This window comes from Streptomyces sp. NPDC044106, assembly GCF_056433985.1.
The window spans coordinates 1-16,995 of the sequence record NZ_JBWKFZ010000009.1 but is presented as its reverse complement, the minus strand read 5'-3'; the positions used below and the strand labels follow the sequence as shown (position 1 = coordinate 16,995).

General features: G+C 71.2%; 18 protein-coding genes, 1 pseudogene and 1 riboswitch. Of the genes and pseudogenes, 12 read left to right on the top strand and 7 right to left on the bottom strand.

Features of this window, described 5'->3' with window-relative positions; translation table 11 throughout:
• Positions 1-101 precede the first annotated feature (101 nt).
• Positions 102-192: riboswitch (ZMP/ZTP riboswitch) on the top strand.
• 40 nt (positions 193-232) lie between these two features.
• Positions 233-1,531, top strand: a complete 1,299-nt coding sequence (locus AC07DI_RS17340) for a serine hydroxymethyltransferase (protein WP_478905117.1) — start codon at positions 233-235, stop codon at positions 1,529-1,531.
• Between the two features lie 240 nt (positions 1,532-1,771).
• Here the strand turns inward: AC07DI_RS17340 and AC07DI_RS17335 are convergent, their stop codons facing one another.
• Together AC07DI_RS17335 and AC07DI_RS17330 are read right to left on the bottom strand one after the other, a co-directional pair.
• Positions 1,772-2,599 (bottom strand): hypothetical protein, encoded by an 828-nt coding sequence (locus AC07DI_RS17335; RefSeq protein WP_478905116.1) that lies wholly within the window; start codon positions 2,597-2,599, stop codon positions 1,772-1,774.
• Positions 2,592-3,194: an RNA polymerase sigma factor gene (locus tag AC07DI_RS17330; RefSeq protein ID WP_478905115.1), complete on the bottom strand. Its 603-nt coding sequence runs from the start codon at positions 3,192-3,194 to the stop codon at positions 2,592-2,594. The genes AC07DI_RS17335 and AC07DI_RS17330 overlap by 8 nt, the downstream gene beginning before the upstream one ends.
• Before the next feature lie 89 nt (positions 3,195-3,283).
• Here AC07DI_RS17330 and trpS point away from each other — a divergent pair, with 89 nt between their 5' ends.
• Together trpS and AC07DI_RS17320 are read left to right on the top strand one after the other, a co-directional pair.
• The gene (trpS, locus tag AC07DI_RS17325; RefSeq protein ID WP_478905114.1) at positions 3,284-4,297 is read left to right on the top strand and encodes a tryptophan--tRNA ligase; all 1,014 of its coding nucleotides are present in this window, start codon (positions 3,284-3,286) and stop codon (positions 4,295-4,297) included.
• A gap of 80 nt (positions 4,298-4,377) precedes the next feature.
• Positions 4,378-4,959, top strand: a complete 582-nt coding sequence (locus AC07DI_RS17320) for a 2'-5' RNA ligase family protein (protein WP_478905113.1) — start codon at positions 4,378-4,380, stop codon at positions 4,957-4,959.
• Positions 4,960-4,986: 27 nt separating this feature from the next.
• On the opposite strand, the gene AC07DI_RS17315 is transcribed toward AC07DI_RS17320, so the two are convergent.
• Together AC07DI_RS17315 and AC07DI_RS17310 are read right to left on the bottom strand one after the other, a co-directional pair.
• Entirely contained in the window at positions 4,987-5,742 is a 756-nt protein-coding gene (locus tag AC07DI_RS17315; RefSeq protein ID WP_478905112.1) for a decaprenylphospho-beta-D-erythro-pentofuranosid-2-ulose 2-reductase, read from the bottom strand.
• 99 nt (positions 5,743-5,841) lie between these two features.
• A complete protein-coding gene (locus AC07DI_RS17310; protein WP_384260643.1) occupies positions 5,842-7,269 on the bottom strand; it encodes an FAD-binding oxidoreductase in 1,428 nt (475 codons plus the stop codon).
• A gap of 186 nt (positions 7,270-7,455) precedes the next feature.
• Between AC07DI_RS17310 and AC07DI_RS17305 the strand changes: the two genes are divergently transcribed.
• Genes AC07DI_RS17305 through AC07DI_RS17290 form a run of 4 tightly spaced genes read left to right on the top strand, consistent with a single transcriptional unit; the run spans position 7,456 to position 10,382 of the window.
• Positions 7,456-7,977 (top strand): phosphatase PAP2 family protein, encoded by a 522-nt coding sequence (locus tag AC07DI_RS17305; protein WP_384260646.1) that lies wholly within the window; start codon positions 7,456-7,458, stop codon positions 7,975-7,977.
• Entirely contained in the window at positions 7,970-8,923 is a 954-nt protein-coding gene (locus tag AC07DI_RS17300) for a decaprenyl-phosphate phosphoribosyltransferase (RefSeq protein ID WP_384260648.1), read from the top strand. The genes AC07DI_RS17305 and AC07DI_RS17300 overlap by 8 nt, the downstream gene beginning before the upstream one ends.
• An 11-nt stretch (positions 8,924-8,934) precedes the next feature.
• The gene (locus AC07DI_RS17295) at positions 8,935-9,402 is read left to right on the top strand and encodes a GtrA family protein (RefSeq protein ID WP_384260710.1); all 468 of its coding nucleotides are present in this window, start codon (positions 8,935-8,937) and stop codon (positions 9,400-9,402) included.
• On the top strand, positions 9,390-10,382 hold the full coding sequence (locus tag AC07DI_RS17290) for a YihY/virulence factor BrkB family protein (RefSeq protein WP_384260651.1): 993 nt from the start codon (positions 9,390-9,392) through the stop codon (positions 10,380-10,382). Before AC07DI_RS17295 ends, AC07DI_RS17290 begins: the two co-directional genes overlap by 13 nt.
• A gap of 14 nt (positions 10,383-10,396) precedes the next feature.
• Here AC07DI_RS17290 and AC07DI_RS17285 read toward each other — a convergent pair whose 3' ends face one another.
• Positions 10,397-11,641, bottom strand: coding sequence for a D-alanyl-D-alanine carboxypeptidase family protein (locus AC07DI_RS17285; RefSeq protein ID WP_478905111.1), 1,245 nt, complete (start codon positions 11,639-11,641; stop codon positions 10,397-10,399).
• A gap of 133 nt (positions 11,642-11,774) precedes the next feature.
• Here AC07DI_RS17285 and AC07DI_RS17280 point away from each other — a divergent pair, with 133 nt between their 5' ends.
• From AC07DI_RS17280 to AC07DI_RS17260, 5 genes are read left to right on the top strand one after another with little or no spacing between them, the layout of a single operon-like run.
• Entirely contained in the window at positions 11,775-12,017 is a 243-nt protein-coding gene (locus tag AC07DI_RS17280) for an SCO4848 family membrane protein (RefSeq protein ID WP_362332231.1), read from the top strand.
• Between the two features lie 2 nt (positions 12,018-12,019).
• Positions 12,020-13,354, top strand: a complete 1,335-nt coding sequence (locus AC07DI_RS17275) for a metallophosphoesterase (RefSeq protein WP_478905110.1) — start codon at positions 12,020-12,022, stop codon at positions 13,352-13,354.
• Between the two features lie 50 nt (positions 13,355-13,404).
• Positions 13,405-13,800, top strand: coding sequence for a hypothetical protein (locus AC07DI_RS17270; protein WP_478905109.1), 396 nt, complete (start codon positions 13,405-13,407; stop codon positions 13,798-13,800).
• Positions 13,800-15,953 (top strand): DUF4132 domain-containing protein, encoded by a 2,154-nt coding sequence (locus AC07DI_RS17265; RefSeq protein ID WP_478905108.1) that lies wholly within the window; start codon positions 13,800-13,802, stop codon positions 15,951-15,953. The genes AC07DI_RS17270 and AC07DI_RS17265 overlap by 1 nt, the downstream gene beginning before the upstream one ends.
• Complete coding sequence (locus tag AC07DI_RS17260) at positions 15,910-16,044, top strand: DUF7737 domain-containing protein (protein WP_478905107.1); 135 nt, start codon at positions 15,910-15,912, stop codon at positions 16,042-16,044. Before AC07DI_RS17265 ends, AC07DI_RS17260 begins: the two co-directional genes overlap by 44 nt.
• A gap of 5 nt (positions 16,045-16,049) precedes the next feature.
• On the opposite strand, the gene AC07DI_RS17255 is transcribed toward AC07DI_RS17260, so the two are convergent.
• Together AC07DI_RS17255 and AC07DI_RS17250 are read right to left on the bottom strand one after the other, a co-directional pair.
• Positions 16,050-16,460 carry a VOC family protein gene (locus AC07DI_RS17255; RefSeq protein WP_478905106.1) on the bottom strand — a complete coding sequence of 137 codons (411 nt, stop codon included), beginning with the start codon at positions 16,458-16,460 and terminating at the stop codon, positions 16,050-16,052.
• A gap of 104 nt (positions 16,461-16,564) precedes the next feature.
• Positions 16,565-16,798, bottom strand: a pseudogene (locus AC07DI_RS17250) (hypothetical protein); the annotation flags it as partial.
• Positions 16,799-16,995: the final 197 nt, after the last annotated feature.

Below are 16,995 nucleotides of genomic sequence, written 5' to 3'. Positions count from 1 at the left end.
TTCGTCCTGCGGCGTGGGGCGGGTGTGGCGCCCAGTCTCCATCGTCGCTCGCATCGCGGACGAAGAAACCTGCCGAACCGGCGTGCCCGTTAGGGTGGCTCTGACAGCACGGTGACTGGCGCACGGGGAACGAACCCCGATGAAGCCGTGCGAGGCCCAACCTTCGAGGTGCCGCCCGCCTGGGCACCCCGGGACCACGACCGGACACTTACCGCTCGCCCCGGAGGACGCCATGACTCTCCCTTCCTCTTCCCCTCAGCACCACCCCGGACTCGCCGCCGAGGACCCCGAACTCGCCGCCCTCATCGGTGCCGAGGAACAGCTGCAGGCCGAGACCCTGCGGCTGATCCCCAGCGAGAACTACGTCTCCACCGCGGTCCTCGAAGCCTCCGGAACCGTCCTGCAGAACAAGTACAGCGAGGGCTACCCCGGCCGCCGCTACTACGAGGGCCAGCAGAACATCGACCCCGTCGAGCGCCTTGCCATCGCCCGCGCCAAGGCCGTCTTCGGCGTCGAGCACGCCAACGTCCAGCCCTACTCCGGCTCCCCGGCCAACCTCGCCGTCTACCTCGCCTTCGCCGAACCGGGCGACACCGTGATGGGCATGTCGCTGCCGATGGGCGGCCACCTCACCCACGGCTGGGGCGTCTCCGCCACCGGCAAGTGGTTCCGCGGTGTGCAGTACGGCGTGCGCCGGACCACGGACCCCGCAACCAACGGCCGCATCGACCTCGACGAGGTGCGCGACCTCGCCCTCAAGGAACGTCCCAAGCTGATCTTCTGCGGCGGCACCGCACTGCCCCGCACCATCGACTTCGCCGCCTTCGCGGAGATCGCCCGCGAGGCCGGGTCCGTCCTCGTCGCCGACATCGCGCACATCGCCGGCCTGATCGCGGGCGGTGCCCACCCCTCACCGGTGCCACACGCCGACGTGATCTCCACGACCACCCACAAGACCCTGCGGGGCCCGCGCGGCGCGATGCTCATGTCCCGCGAGGAGCACGCCAAGGCCATCGACAAGGCGGTCTTCCCGGGCCTGCAGGGCGGCCCGCACAACCAGACCACCGCGGCCATCGCGGTCGCCCTCCACGAGGCGTCCAGGCCCTCCTTCCGCGCTTACGCCCACGCGGTCGTCGACAACGCCAAGGCCCTCGCCGACGCCCTCCTCGCCCGTGGCTTCGACCTGGTCTCCGGCGGCACCGACAACCACCTGATCCTGATGGACCTCACCCCCAAGGACGTCCCGGGGAAGATCGCCGCGAAGGCCCTCGACCGGGCCGGGATCGTCGTCAACTACAACACCGTGCCGTTCGACCCGAGGAAGCCCTTCGACCCCTCGGGCGTCCGTATCGGAACCCCCTCCCTGACCTCCCGGGGCCTCGGCACGGAACACATGGCGACCGTCGCCGACTGGATCGACCGCGGAGTCGCCGCGGCGCGCACCGGGGACGAGGACGCGCTGACGAAGATCAAGTCCGAGGTCGCCGACCTGATGGCCGCCCACCCGGCCCCGGGCCTGCCGACCGCCTGACCGCGGTCCCGTCCGCCGCTCCGCCACCTCGTCGGCGGGGCGGTGGGCCGACGAGGTGCGGTCGTCGCCCCGCACCCTCCCCTTGTCGTCCAGTCCCCGCACAGTCCCCTTGCCGTCCGCATACCGTCCCCCAGCCGTCCGCCGCCGCGGTCTTCCGCGCCGATTCACTTCTGGTACACCGCCCGAGCCGTTCGGGTTCCCGATCCGGTCGACCCGATCCGCATCCGAACCGGCTGCCCCTCAGGAAATCGACCTCGCGATCTCCAGTGCCCGCTCCTTCGACGGCACGCCCTCCAGCCGCAGGGTCAGCTTCTGCCCCCGCGTCCACAGCAGCGTCGGCCCCGACGCGCGCTCGGATCGCCGCCAGCGGTCGTCGTCGTCCTTTACCAGCCACAAGGTGAGCCGGTGCGGCCGGGCGAACCACAGTCCCGTGTCCGGGCCGATCTCCACCCGCTCGGGTGGCACCGGCACCGTCTTGGCGAAGGCGGGGTCGAGCCGGGCCGCGTACTCGTCGAGACGCACGGTCCGGCCGTCCCGGTGCCAGCAGAGGCTGACCAGGACTCGGGAGCCCGGCTCGCGCGTCACGGACAGCGTGTCCGGCGCGCCGAGCGATCTCGGCACCCTGGGCGGGAACCCGGCAAGGCCCCGGGCCTCGGCCGCCGGCACAGGGGCACCGCACCCGGGCACGGCAAGCCCGGCCGACGGGGTCGCCGACGGGTCATACCGCACCTCGACCCCTCCGAAGTCGAACCACTCGAAGACCGCCGCCCGCACCGGAGGCGTGAGCAGGAGGACGGCGAGCAGCCCGCACAGCGCCGCCGTCGCCGCCCGCCACCGCAGCCGCAGGCCACGCCCCAGCCGACGGAACCGCTCGCCGGGACCGGGCGGCTCAGCCACCGGCACCGGCGCCCCTTCCGCGAGTATCCGCGCGATGACCCGCTCGGCCATGGAGCCTCCATCCGGGCCCCCCGCGCTCCCCGCATCCATCGACCGGCCGAGCGCCCGCAGCTCCTCGCGGAGCCGCGCCGCCTCCTGCGCCGCGTCGCCGTCGCCGTGCCGCTCACTCACCTCCCTCACCTCCCTCCGCCGGAAGCAGCCGCTCCAGCTTGCGCAGGGCGCGGTTCAGCCGGGACTTCACCGTGCCGCGCGGCCAGCCGAGCGCCTGGGCCGTCTCCGCCTCGTCCATCTCCAGCAGGTAGCGGTAGGTGACGACCAGGCGGTGATCATCGCCGAGCTGGTCCAGGGCGGTGAGCAGCGCCGTCCTGCGCTCGTCCGCCAGAGCCGCCACCGCCGGATCCGCCGACTCCGGTATCAGCGGCTCCGCTTCGATGTGCGCCGCCTCCCGGCCCACGACCGACCGCTGTCGGCCCGCCGAACGCACTGTGTTCCTCGTCTCATTGGCGACGATCGCGAGCAGCCACGGCTTGAACGCCGAGCCGTCCCTGAACCGTCCGAGTGAGCAGTACGCCTTGAAGAAGGCCTGCTGCACCACGTCCTCCGCGTCCGATCCCGCGCCGAGTGCCGCTGCCGCCCTGAGTGCGATGCCGGTGAACGCGCGCACCAATTCCGCGTACGCCTCCACTTCTCCGGCGCGCACGCGGGCGATCACCGCCCACTCGTCGACGACGCGGCCCCCCTCCAGGACCTCCCCCTGTGCCCTCACACTTTTGATACACCGGCCGCGCCCATTCGGTTCCCACCCGTCACACACCTGTTTCCGAGCTATGAGAGTCACCTGAGAGAATGGGGACCATGGCCTCTGAACGACCTCGTGTGCTCTCCGGAATCCAGCCCACCGCCGGCTCGTTCCACCTCGGTAACTACCTCGGCGCGGTCCGCCAGTGGGTGGCGCTGCAGGAGTCCCACGACGCCTTCTACATGGTGGTGGACCTGCACGCGATCACCCTTCCGCAGGACCCCGCCGCGCTGCGCGCCAACACCCGGCTCGCCGCCGCCCAGCTGCTCGCCGCAGGCATCGACCCGGAGCGCTGCACGCTCTTCGTCCAGAGCCATGTCCCCGAGCACGCCCAGCTCGCCTGGGTGATGAACTGCCTCACCGGTTTCGGCGAGGCGTCGCGCATGACGCAGTTCAAGGACAAGTCCGCCAAGCAGGGCGCCGACCGCGCGTCCGTCGGCCTCTTCACGTACCCGGTCCTGCAGGTCGCCGACATTCTGCTGTACCAGGCGAACGAGGTCCCGGTCGGCGAGGACCAGCGTCAGCACATCGAGCTCACCCGTGACCTGGCCGAGCGCTTCAACGGCCGGTTCGGCGAGACGTTCACCGTGCCGTCGGCGTACATCCTCAAGGAGACGGCGAAGATCTACGACCTTCAGGACCCGTCGATCAAGATGAGCAAGTCGGCGTCCACGCCGAAGGGCCTGATCAACCTCCTCGACGAGCCCAAGGCCACCGCCAAGAAGGTCAAGAGCGCCGTCACCGACACCGACACGGTGATCCGCTACGACGTGGCGGAGAAGCCGGGCGTCAGCAACCTCCTCAGCATCTACTCCACCCTCACCGGCACCGGTATCGCCGAACTGGAGCAGAAGTACACCGGCAAGGGCTACGGTGCGCTGAAGACCGACCTCGCCGAGGTCATGGTCGAGTTCGTGACTCCCTTCCGGGACCGCACCCAGCAGTACCTGGACGACCCGGAGACGCTCGACTCGATCCTGGCCAAGGGCGCGGAGAAGGCTCGTGCCGTCGCTGCCGAGACCCTCGCGCAGGCGTACGACAAGGTGGGTTTCCTGCCCGCCAAGCACTGAGTCTCCGGACCGACGACAACAGCACTGTGCTGCCCACCGGCAGCGACCCCTGCCCAGCGACACGACGACAGGAGTACGACGTGGGGACCGTAACGATCGGCGTCTCGATCGCGGTCCCGGAGCCACACGGCAGCCTGCTCCAGGAGCGGCGCGCGGGCTTCGGGGACCCCGCGGCGCACGGCATCCCCACCCATGTGACCCTGCTGCCGCCCACCGAGGTGGACGCCTCGGCGCTGCCTGCGGTCGAGGCGCATCTCGGCGCGGTCGCGGCGGCCGGGCGCCCCTTCCCGATGCGCCTCTCCGGGACGGGCACTTTCCGGCCGCTGTCCCCTGTGGTCTTCGTCCGGGTGGTGGAGGGCGGGTCGGCCTGCTCCTGGCTGCAGGAGCGGGTGCGGGACGCGTCGGGTCCGGTGGAGCGCGAACTGCAGTTCCCGTACCACCCGCATGTGACGGTCGCGCACGGCATCTCCGAAGAGGCCATGGACCGGGCGTACGAGGAGCTCTCCGAGTACGAGGCCGAGTGGTCCTGCACCGGCTTCGCCCTCTACGAACAGGGCCCCGACGGGGTCTGGCGCAAGCTGCGGGACTTCGCTTTCGGCGGCTCCGTAGTGCCCCCTCAGGCCTCGGCCCCGGTGACCCGGGGCACGCTGCCCACGCGCTGACCCCGAGGCCCCACCAGGAGAGCCCGCCTAGAGCGGCAGCCGCCGGAACACCGGCCTCGGCAGGTGCCGCAGCGCCGACATCACCAGTCGCAGCGCTCCTGGTACCCACACCGTCTCCGACCGCCGTCGCAGGCCGGTCTCGATGGCCTCGGCCACCGCTTCCGGGGTGGTCGCCATGGGCACCTCCTCCAGCCCCGCCGTCATCTTCGAGCGCACGAAGCCGGGGCGGACGACCATCACGTGCACACCGGTGCCGTGCAGCGCGTCGCCGAGTCCCTGGGTGAAGGCGTCGAGGCCCGCCTTGCTGGAGCCGTAGATGAAGTTCGAGCGGCGCGCGCGTTCACCCGCGACGGACGAGAGCACCACCAGGGAGCCGTGCCCCTGGGACTGCAGCGCCCGTGCGCAGACCAGGCCGGCCGAGACCGCCCCGGTGTAGTTCGTCTGGGCGACGCGCACCGCCGCGAGGGGCTCGTCCTCGTCGCGTGCCTGGTCGCCGAGGATGCCGAAGGCGAGCAGCACCATGTCGATGTCGCCCTCGGTGAAGATCTTGCCGAGGGACACTTCGTGGGACTCGGAGTCGAGCGCGTCGAAGGCGACGGTGTGCACCTCGGCGCCCATGTCGCGCAGGTCCGCCGCGGCCTCCTCCAGGCCGGGTGAGGGACGGCCGGCCAGCCACACCGTGCGGGTGCGGCGGGCGATGAGGCGCCGGGCGGTGGCGAGGCCGATCTCCGAGGTGCCGCCGAGGACGAGCAGGGACTGGGGGGTGCCGAAGGCGTCTTTCATGAGTACCGGTCTCCTAGGGCCTGTCTTTCGGATCAGGCCGGTCTTGGGTGGCTTTGCCTTGTGTGGGGCTCGACCCCGCGGAGATCCGTCAGAAGGACCCTAGAGGTCGAGGCGGCGGGAGAGGTCCGAGCGGAACACGCCGCGCGGGTCCAGGTCGGCCCGTAGGGCGCGGAAGTCGGCGAGCCGCGGATACATCGCGGCGAGCATCTCCGGCCGCAGGCGCGAGTCCTTGGCGAGGTAGACGCGCCCGTCGGCGGCGGCCACTTCCTCGTCGAGGTCGTCGAGGAAGGCGCCGAGCCCGGGGAGGTTCGCCGGGATGTCGAGCGCGAGCGTCCAGCCGGGCATCGGGAAGGAGAGCCAGCCCGGATCACCCTCTCCGAAGCGCTTCAGTACGGCGAGGAAGGAGGGGCAGCCGCGCTCGGAGATGCGCTGCACGATGCGGCGCAGGGCCTCCTCCTTGCCGTATCCGACGACGAATTGGTACTGCACGAAGCCGCTGCGGCCGTAGATGCGGTTCCAGTGCGGGACGCCGTCCAGGGGGTGGAAGAACGTGGAGATCTTCTGGAGTTCGCCGGTGCGGGAGCGGGGCGCCTTGCGGTACCAGAGTTCGTTGAAGAGGCCCACCGAGGCCTTGCCGAGCAGCCCCTCCGGGAGGAACGACGGGGCCGCGGGGAACTGTCCCGGGCGGAACGCGAGAGGGGCTCTACGCGCGCGTGCCCGCTCCGGAAGGGCTTCCAGTGGGGCGTGGTCGCCGCGGGTCAGGACGGAGCGGCCCATGGTGGCGCCGCGGGCGAGCAGGTCGACCCAGGCGACCGAGTAGCGGTAGCGGTGGTCGGTGGTGGCGAGGCGGGCCATCAGGTCGTCGAGGTCCGTGGCGCGTTCCGTGTCGACGCTCATCAAGGAGGTCTCGACCGGCAGCAGTTGGACCGTCGCCGACAGGATCACCCCGGTCAGCCCCATGCCGCCCGTCGTCGCGTCGAAGAGGGCGCTGCCGGGCTCGATGGTACGGACCGTGCCGTCGGCGGTCAGCAGGTCCATCGAGAGGACGTGGCGGGAAAAGGATCCGGAGACGTGGTGGTTCTTGCCGTGGATGTCGGCGCCGATGGCCCCGCCGACCGTCACGTAGCGGGTCCCCGGTGTGACCGGCACGAACCAGCCGAGCGGCAGCAGGACTTCCATCAGGTGGTGCAGGGAGACGCCCGCGTCGCAGACGACGGTGGCCGCCGGTGCCCCGGTGTCCGACGTGTGTGTGGTGTCGATGACGCGCACCCGGTCGAGGCCCGTCATGTCGAAGACGGCGCCGCCCGCGTTCTGCGCGGCGTCCCCGTAGGCCCGGCCCAGGCCGCGGGCGATGCCGCCGCGCTCCCCGCAGTCGCGTACCGCTGCCGCGGCCTCCTCCGGGGTGCGGGGTCTCACCAGTTGGGCGGTGGTCGGCGCGGTGCGGCCCCAGCCGGAGACGGAGACGGACGGGACCGGGGCCGGGGGAGCGGCGGAGGTGAGGGAATCGGCGGGGGAGTCGGCAGACATGAAGACGACGGTATCGCCCACAAGTGGGCGGTTAGCTATAAATCGTTCCCGCTCTCACCGAAATGGGTGATTAAGCGAGTGTCACCGTAGATTGACGTAAGTAATACGAGGTTGCCTAGAAGAGTCGAGATGCCCAGCTCTCGGATGTCTTCGGATGTCTTCGAATATCTTCGAAAAAGAGGCGACATGCACGACATGGACCACAGGTTGCTGTCGGCCCTGCGCGACTGCGGCACCGACCCGCGCGTGGCGTCCGCCGCCCGCGCACTCTCCCGTACCGGCGAGCACGGCGCTCTGTGGCTCGTCGCGGGCCTGGCGGGCGCCGCCGTCGACCGCGAGCGCCGCGGCGCCTGGCTGCGCGGCACAGCGCTCACCGCCACCGCCCACCTCGCCAGCATGGGCCTCAAGCGGATCGTCCGCCGTCCGCGCCCCGGCGGCCCGGGCGGCGTCGAGCCCCTCGTACGCGTCGTGGGCAGGCACTCCTTCCCCAGCTCGCACGCCACGTCGGCGGCGGCGGCCACCGTCGCGTACGGCGCGCTGCGCCCCCTCTGCGCCCACCTCGTCCCGCCACTGGCCGCCGCGATGTGCGTCTCCCGGATGGTCGTCGGCGTCCACTACCCCTCGGACATCGCCGCGGGCGCCGCGCTCGGCGCGTTCACCGCGCGCGTGGGCGCCGCCTGGATGAACGGAGGCCACCGCGATGCCTGAACGTATCGCCACAGTTCTGGAGCGGCCCCGTCCGCCCCAGCAGACGCGGCCGGGACCCGTCAGCCTGCCGCTCGGCCTGCTGAAGACCGCACGCCCCCGCCAGTGGGTGAAGAACGTCCTGGTCATCGCGGCCCCCGCCGCCGCGGGCGAGCTCTTCTCACGGCACGCGCTCATCCAAGTCGCCACCGTCTTCGCGCTGTTCACGGCCGCCGCGTCCGCCGTCTACCTGATCAACGACGCCCGTGACGCCGACGCCGACCGCGCGCACCCCACCAAGTGCCGCAGGCCGGTCGCCGCCGGGCAGGTGCCGGTGCCCGTCGCGTACGCCGCCGGGGGGCTCCTCGCGGTCCTGGCGCCCGTGGCCGCCGCGCTCCTGTGCACGCCCCTCACAGCGGCGCTCCTGGCCGCGTACGTCGGCATGCAACTCGCCTACTGCATCAGCCTCAAGCACGTCCTGGTCGTCGACCTCACCATCGTCACGACCGGCTTCCTGATGCGCGCCATGATCGGCGGGCTCGCCCTCGACATCCCGCTCTCCCGCTGGTTCCTGATCACCACGGGCTTCGGCGCGCTCTTCATGGTCTCCGCCAAGCGCTACTCGGAGGCCGTCCAGATGTCCGGAAGCACGGAGAAACCGGGCGCCACGCGCGCGTTGCTCACCGAATACACCACCGGGTACCTGCGCTTCGTGTGGCAGCTGGCCGCGGGCGTCGCCGTTCTCGCGTACTGCCTGTGGGCCATGGAGGCGGGTGGCACGGCCAACGGCCTGCTGCCCTGGCGCCAGCTGTCCATGACGGCCTTCATCCTCGCCATCCTGCGCTACGCCGTATTCGCCGACCGGGGCACCGCGGGCGAGCCCGAGGACGTCGTCCTGCGGGACCGCGCGCTCGCCGTGATCGGCCTGGTGTGGCTCGCGATGTACGGACTCGCGGTCGTGGACTGGTGAGTTGGCCCACCCTGCGCGCACGGCTGCGCCCGCTCGGCCCCGAACTGCTCGGCTTCGCCGTCACCGGGATCTGCGCGTACGCCGCCGACCTCGGCCTCTTCATCTGGCTGCGCGGACCCGTGGGCCTCGACCCGCTCACCGCCAAAGCCCTCTCCTTCGTGGCGGGCTGCTCGGTCGCGTACACGGGCAACGCGCTCGGCACCTACAGGAGCAGGACCTCGGGAGTCCCGCGGCTGCGCCAGTACGCGGTGTTCTTCGCCGTCAACGTCGCCGGCGCCCTCGTCCAGCTGCTGTGCATCGCCGTGTCGCACTACGGGCTCGGCCTCACCTCTCAGCGCGCGGACACCGTCTCGGGAGCCGGAATCGGTATGGCACTCGCCACTGTCCTGCGGTTCTGGGGTACCCGGACCTTGGTCTTCCGCGGAACGGGCAGGACATCGGACAGGACACCAGGCACGGAGGCGTCATGGACTGGCTGAAGAAACTGCCCGGAATCGGGCCGCTCGTCGAGAAGGGCATGCGCACGCACGCGTGGCAGGCCTATGAACGGCTGGACCACGTCCACTGGACGCGCCTCGCGGCCGCCATGACGTTCATCAGCTTCCTGGCGCTCTTCCCGCTCCTCACCGTCGCCGCGGCGATCGCCGCCGCGACGCTCTCGAAGAAGCAGCAGGGCACCCTGGAGAACAAGATCTCCGAGCAGGTGCCCGGCATCTCCGACCAGCTGAACCTGGACGCGCTGGTCGAGAACGCGGGCACCGTGGGCCTCATCGCGGGCGCTCTGCTGCTCTTCACCGGCATCGGCTGGGTCGGCTCGATGAGGGAGTGCCTGCGGGCCGTCTGGGAGCTGGAGGACGACGAGGAGAACCCCGTCCTGCGCAAGGCCAAGGACGCCGGAGTGCTCATCGGGCTCGGCGGCGCGGGCCTCGCCTCGTTCGCCGCGTCCGCCCTCGCCTCGACCGCCGTCGGCTGGACCGCCGACCTCCTCGGCGTCGACGAGCAGGGCTGGGGCGCCGTACTGCTCCAAGTCATCGCCTTCGCCATCGCCGTCCTCGCGGACTTCCTGCTGCTGCTCTACGTCCTGACGCTGCTGCCCGGCGTCCAGCCGCACCGGCGCCGGCTCATGACCGCGGCGCTGATCGGGGCGGCCGGGTTCGAACTGCTCAAGCTGCTGCTCGGCGGCTACATGAAGGGGGTCGCCTCGAAGAACATGTACGGCGCCTTCGGAGTGCCCGTCGCGCTGCTCCTGTGGATCAACTTCACCGCGAAGCTGCTGCTGTTCTGCGCCGCCTGGACCGCGACGAACAGGGCCTCACGTATGGAGGAGCAGGAGTCGCCTACGGCGGAGCGAGAAGGCGAAGAGGCGGTCTCCGAAGAGACCGCCTCCACAAACAGCCACCCCGTAGAGGGCGCCTCCGCGACCACGTCCTCCGAAGAGGCCGTCCGCCGTGAGTCCTGAAGGCCGCTTTCGCGTCAGCTCTGGCGGTCGCGTCGGCCGGACTGGCCCGGCAGCGGCAGCCGGCGCCTGATCACGAAGGCACCCGCGCCGAGCACCGCGAGCACACCGGCCGCGATCGCGAGCGCGGTGCCCATGCCGTTGCCGCCGTCGTCGGAGACGTGCGCCGCCTTCTCCGTCGCGTCCGTGCCCGCGCCGCCACCGCCCGGGGCGCCCTTGCCCGCCCCGCCCGTGGAGGCACCCTTCGGGGCGACGAGCTCGCCCACCGGGTCGACCTTGCCCGCGGCCGCGAAGCCCCAGTCGAAGAGGCGCGCGGTCTCCTTGTAGACCGCGTGGGCCTCGGAGGACGAGGGGTTCATGACGGTGACGAGGAGGACCTTGCCGTTGCGCTCGGCGACACCGGTGAACGTGTTGCCCGCGTGCGAGGTGTAGCCGTTCTTGACACCCGCGATCCCCTTGTAGGGGGTGACACCTTCGGCGCCGGTGAGCAGCTTGTTGGTGTTCTGGATCTCGAAGGGCTCGCGCTTCGTCTTGCCCTTGTCCTTGCCCTTCTCGATCTTCTTGGTCTCACCGGGGAACTGGGCAGTGGCCGTCGAGCAGTACTCGCGGAAGTCCTTCTTCTGCAGCCCGGAGCGCGCGAACAGCGAGAGATCGTACGCGGAGGACACCTGCCCCTTGGCGTCGTAGCCGTCGGGGGAGATCACATGCGTGTCGAGGGCCTGCAGGTCCTCGGCGTGCTTCTGCATGTCCTTGACGGTCTGCGGGACGCCGTCGTTCATCGCGGACAGGACGTGCACCGCGTCGTTGCCGGACCTCAGGAAGACGCCGAGCCACAGGTCGTGGACGCTGTACGACTCGTTCTCCTTGATGCCGACCATGCTGCTGCCCGCGCCGACGCCCTCCAGGTCGGAGGGCACGACCTTGTGCTGCTGCGTCTTGGGGAACTTCGGCAGGACCGTGTCCGCGAAGAGCATCTTCAGGGTGCTGGCCGGAGGCAGCCGCCAGTGCGCGTTGTGCGAGGCGAGGACCTCGCCGGACTCGGCGTCCGACACGATCCAGGAGCGCCCGGTCAGCTCCTTCGGCAGGACCGGCGCACCTGCCTTGAGCTTCACCTGGGTGCCCGCCGTGCCGAGCAGGGCACCGCCGACGGTGGACATCTTGGCGGGTGGCTTCGGTTGGCCGTCGTCGTCTCCGGGCTTCCCGTCCGCCAGCGCGGGCGCTGCGGTCGACAAGGTCAGCAATGCGGCGGAAGCGACCAACATGGCGGTCTTTTTTACGGCAGGCACGGACGAGAACGTACAGGGCGGGACTGCGGGCGTCGCCGTCGAGGTCCACTGTGTCCCCTCGTCCCCACCCCGGCGGCGGCCCGGCAGGGAAGCTCGCGATACTGAACGTATGAAGCTCAGCCGCCCTGTCTCCTGGTTCCTGCTCGCCTTCGGGGTGTGGAGCTGGTTCATCTGGATCACTTTCGTCAAGAACCTGTGGAAGGACGGCAGTGGGCTGGCCTTCGACGACGCGGACAACCCGACCGGGTACTTCTGGGTGCACCTGACGCTTGCCGTTGTCTCCTTTGTCTTGGGGACGGTGGTAGGGGCCATCGGGTTCCGTGGCGTCCGGGCTCTGCGCAGAACGTCATAACCGTGGTCGTCCTCATGGTCCTCGCGGGCCTGGCCGTCCTCGCGGCCTTGGCGGGTCTCCACTGGTACGTCTGGCGGCGTCTGGTGCGGGACACCACGGCCGGGCCCGGACCGGCCCGGCGCGCGGGGACGGCGGTCTTCGTCGCGGCGCCGCTGACGATGCTCGCGGCGCTCGTGGCCGAGCGGACCGGGGCGCCCTTCCTGTTGCAGCGAATCCTTGCCTGGCCAGGGTTCATGTGGATGGCGATCGCGCTCTACCTGCTGCTCGCGCTGCTCGTGGGGGAGTTGCTGCGGCCGGTGGTGCGGCGGTGGGCGGAACACAGGTCCGTGGGGTCGCAAACGGTGCTCTCCGAAGAGGGCGATCCCGAAAGGGCCGCCTTCGGAGAGGCGGGTCCGACTGTCGCGGCTGCCTCCGCGGACGCCGGAAGCGCCGCCGTTGCCGCCGCCGCGGGGGTCACGGAGTCTGCCCCCGTGGCCCCCGCCCCCGCCCCCTCGACTGCCCTTTCCGCCACCCCTTCGCGCCGTCTCTTCGTCTCCCGGATCATCGGGGGGACCGCCGCCGCCGTCGCGGCGGGGACCGTCGGCTACGGGACGTACGGCGTGCTGCGCGGCCCCAAGGTGAAGCGGGTCACCGTGCCCCTGGCGAAACTCCCGCGCGCGGCGCACGGCTTCAGGATCGCGGTGGTCAGCGACATCCACCTCGGGCCAATCCTCGGGCGCGACTTCACCCGGCGCGTGGTCGACACCGTCAACGCCACGCAGCCCGACCTGATCGCCGTGGTGGGCGACCTGGTGGACGGCAGCGTCGAGCACCTCGCCCCGGCCGCCGCGCCGCTCGCCGGGCTGCGGGCACGGCACGGCGCGTACTTCGTCACCGGCAACCACGAGTACTTCTCCGGGGCCGAGCAGTGGGTCGACCACGTACGCGAACTCGGCCTGCACCCGCTGCGGAACGCCCGCACCGAACTCCCCGGCTTCGACCTCGCGGGCGTCGACGACGTGGCGGGCCAGAGCGAGGGGAAGGGCCCCGACTTCGCCAAGGCCCTCGGCGACCGGGACCGCTCGCGCGCCTCCGTTCTCCTCGCGCATCAGCCGGTCGTCATCCACGACGCCGTCGAACACGGCGTCGACCTGCAACTGTCCGGCCATACGCACGGCGGCCAGCTGTGGCCGGGCAACCTCGTCGCCGACCTGGCCAACCCGACGCTCGCGGGCCTGGAGTGGTACGGCGACACCCAGCTCTACGTCACGCGCGGCGCCGGCGCGTGGGGGCCGCCGGTGCGGGTCGGGGCGCCCTCGGACATCACGGTCGTGGAACTGGCGGCGCGGCGGGCGTGAGCGGTCCGGTGGCCCGGCCCGTTGTCAGTGGCTGCCGCTAGCGTTCAGGCATGGGAATGGTGACGTTCGTCGACGAGACGACAGCGGGGGAGCGCCGTGCTGCCTGGGGTCTGGAGGTCGTGGAAGAGCGGCTGACCGTGCGGGAGTTGATCCGGCGCCGGGTCTTTCACGAGGTCGCCGAGTACAACGCTCGTGCGGCGACCGGGGACTTCCGTGGTCTCGTCCAGCCGGTGGACACGGAAAGCTCGTCGGACGGGGGCGCGTCGCGCGGGCCGCGTGAGGTCGACGCCGAGCGGCAGTTCGAGCAGGCGGTCGTGGCGTTCGGGCGAAACGGGTTCCTGGTGATCGTCGGGGACCGGCAGGTGAAGGAGTTGGACGCGGAGGTCGACGTGGCGTCCGGCGCCCGGGTCTCGTTCCTCAAGCTCGTGCCGCTGGTGGGTGGCTGATGAGCGGGCATTACCCCCAGCATGTCGAGGCCGTCACGCGCCTGGCCGCCGTGGGCGACATGGCCGGCCTCGCCGACGTGCTCCTCAAGACGGCGACCGTCAACGCCAACCGCTGGGACGGTGACGGGGAGCAAGTGCTCAAGATCCTCCGTGCGTTGCCCCCGGAGGAGCGCACCCAGCTCGCCCACGCCCTCGACGAACAGGCCGACCCGCCCGACAGCCACCAGCCCATCGCCCCCCTCCTGACGCTGCTCGGCGTCATCGCCGACGACCTGCCCGGTGACCTGCTCTCCGCCGCGCGCGTCAGACGCCTCCACAAGCTCGGCACGGCGTACTGCGTATGGGGGCACCGCGAGGCCATGGCGCTCGTGGACGCCGAACTCGCCGTCGGCCACCCGATCCCCGCCACGGCCGTCGCCGCCCTGCGCCGCACCGCGGTGGTCGAGTACTACCGGGGGACGGCGCTGACCGATTTCGTCAAGAGGCTGCCCGATCCCGTCGTCAACCCGGGTGAGGCCTGGGCCGACCGGGCCCTCGCGGACGCCGCCGAGCGGGGCGGCACGTGGCTCGAACTCCTGCGGCGGGCCACCACCGCCACGTCGGCCAAGCCCACCGCCGCGTGGGAGAAGAACGCTCGGGCGGTCCTCGGGCGGCTGGACGCCGACGAGGCCCGCGAAACCCTCCTCGCCTGGATCGGCCTGGTGGGCCACCCCCGCACCCTGCCGTTCAACGCCTCCGCCCACACCAGGGCACCGAACGCCGAGTACGACCCGTGCAACACCGATGTCCTGCGCGGCCTGGCCTGGCTGGTCGCCCTGCTGCCCGCGCACCCGGACGCCGCCCGCGCGCTCGGCAGGCTCGTCGACGTCTCCCTGCGCAAGATCCCGGGTATCGGCCCGCGCAACCCGAAGGTGGCCAACGCCGGCGTCACCGCGCTCATCCGGTCCGAAGGCGGAGCGGCACTGGCCGAGCTGGCCCGCCTCGCCTCCCGCGTCACGTACAGGACCACCCTCAAACTGATCAACACCGGCCTGGAGGAGCGGGCCGCGGCTCTCGGGCTGAGCCGGGAGGAGGTCGAGGAACTGGTCGTCCCCGGGTACGGACTCACGGAGGTCGGGCACCGCGTCCACCGCTTCGGGGAGTGCGAGGCCGAGTTGCGGGTCAGCGGCACGAAGGCCGCGGTCCACTGGCGGAATGCCGCGGGCAAGCCCGTCAAGACGCCGCCCGCCGCCGTCAGACGGGACCACCCCGACGAGCTGAAGGAGCTGAAGGCGGCCGCCAAGGACATCGACAAGATGCTCTCGGCGCAGGCCGAGCGGCTCGACCGGCAGTTCCTGGCCGGCCGGACGTGGACGTACGCCGCCTGGCGTGCGCGCTGTCTCGACCATCCCCTGGTCGGCACGCTCGCCCGCCGCCTCCTGTGGACCGTCGACGGGACCCCCTGCGGATACGCGGACGGGGCGCTGCGCACCCTCGCGGACGAGCCGGTGACGTCCGCCGGTGGCGAGGTCCCGGACGACTGCGCGGTCGAACTCTGGCATCCGGTCGGCAGGGAACCGGACGAGGTCGTCGCCTGGCAGGAGTGGCTGGAGCGACATGGCGTCACGCAGCCCTTCAAGCAGGCCCACCGGGAGGTGTACCTCCTCACCGACGCCGAGCGCGGGACGGGCACGTACTCGAACCGGTTCGCCGCGCACATCCTGCGCCAGCACCAGTTCAACTCCCTCGCCACGGTGCGTGGCTGGAGCAACCAGTTGCGCCTGAGCGTGGACGACGAGTACCCGCCGGCGGTCCGCGAGTTGCCGCACTGGGGGCTGCGTGCCGAGTACTGGGTCGAGGGCGTCGGCGGCGAGCGCTGGGAGGAGGAGCTCACCGACGCGGGCAGCTATCTGCGGATCCGCACCGACCAGGTGCGCTTCTACCCGATCGACGCCCCGCAGAACACGGCGCACGCGGCAGGCGGGGAGTACCGCGTGCGGCTCTACGACGGCCGCGAGCCGGTCGACGCGCTGCCCCTCGACGAGATACCGGCGCTGGTCCTGAGCGAGGTGCTGCGCGACGTCGACCTGTTCGTGGGCGTGGCCAGCGTGGGCGTCGGGCGGGTCGTCGGTGGAGGGAGCCGCCTCCACCGGCTATCTGCCCTTCGAGGGTGACCGGACGCTGGCGGTCGTCCTGAGCAAGGCGATGATGCTGGCCAACGACAAGGAGATAACGGATCCGATGATCCGCAGCCAGTTGGGCTGACGCTCTCAGGGCGTGCGGGCCAGCTCCGGCCGCTTCAGGTAGTCCGTGAAGCCGACGACGTTGCCCCATGCGTCGGTGATCTCCACGGTCCAGCCGGTGGCCACGGAGAACGGCTCGCTCAGCAGGGTGATGCCCGCCGCCACCAGGGCCTGGCCCTTCGCACGGGCGTCGGGGACCTCCAGCCAGACGCGGGGGGATGGCCACGGCGGCGTACGCGGCACGATGCCGTCCTCCACGCGCAGGAGCAGGCCCGGCGTCTCCTTGCCGACCTTCAGGATGGCGAGCCCGAGTTCGTCGAGCCGGGCCGCGACCGGGAAGCCGGCCCGCTCGTAGAACCCGACGGCCTCGCCGAGATCGCCGACGGGGAACAGGACGTTGTCGAAGCCGAGCAGTCCGACCGGCTGGTTGTCTGACATTCCGTCAGGGTAGGACGGGCGCCGTCGCACCGGCGCAGGCGCGCATGAAGCGCACCACGCGGGCCCGATTCTTCGACCGTACGGCCCCCCGGACCGGCGCACGCCTACCGGTTGATGGACTGGATCTCCTGGACGTCGACGTCCTGGGTGCCTTCGAACGTGCCGTCGGGCAGGTCGCCCCCGGCGCCGTCGTTGCCCTTCCAGGTGATCTCCCACGTGATAGAGGCCTTGATCCGGAACGGGTCGCCGCCCGTCGCCCGCAGGTACTTGATGCCGCACGGCGGGTTCTCCTTCGCGGAGCCCTTCTTGTACGGCGTACCGATGCTGCCGTCGTCGTCGGCGACGAGGCACGAGTCGACCTCGTCAGGCGTCGCTTCTTGATGTGGTCGAGGTCCGCGTCGTAGGTGTCAATCCTCTGCCCTTGTGCTCCCAGGGAACCCCTAGAGATCGTCTTCAAAGGGTCAGATCCAGAGCAGGAGTGAGGCGATGGTGACGGTGGCCTGGTAGGACTCACGGGTCTTGTCGTAGCGGGTGG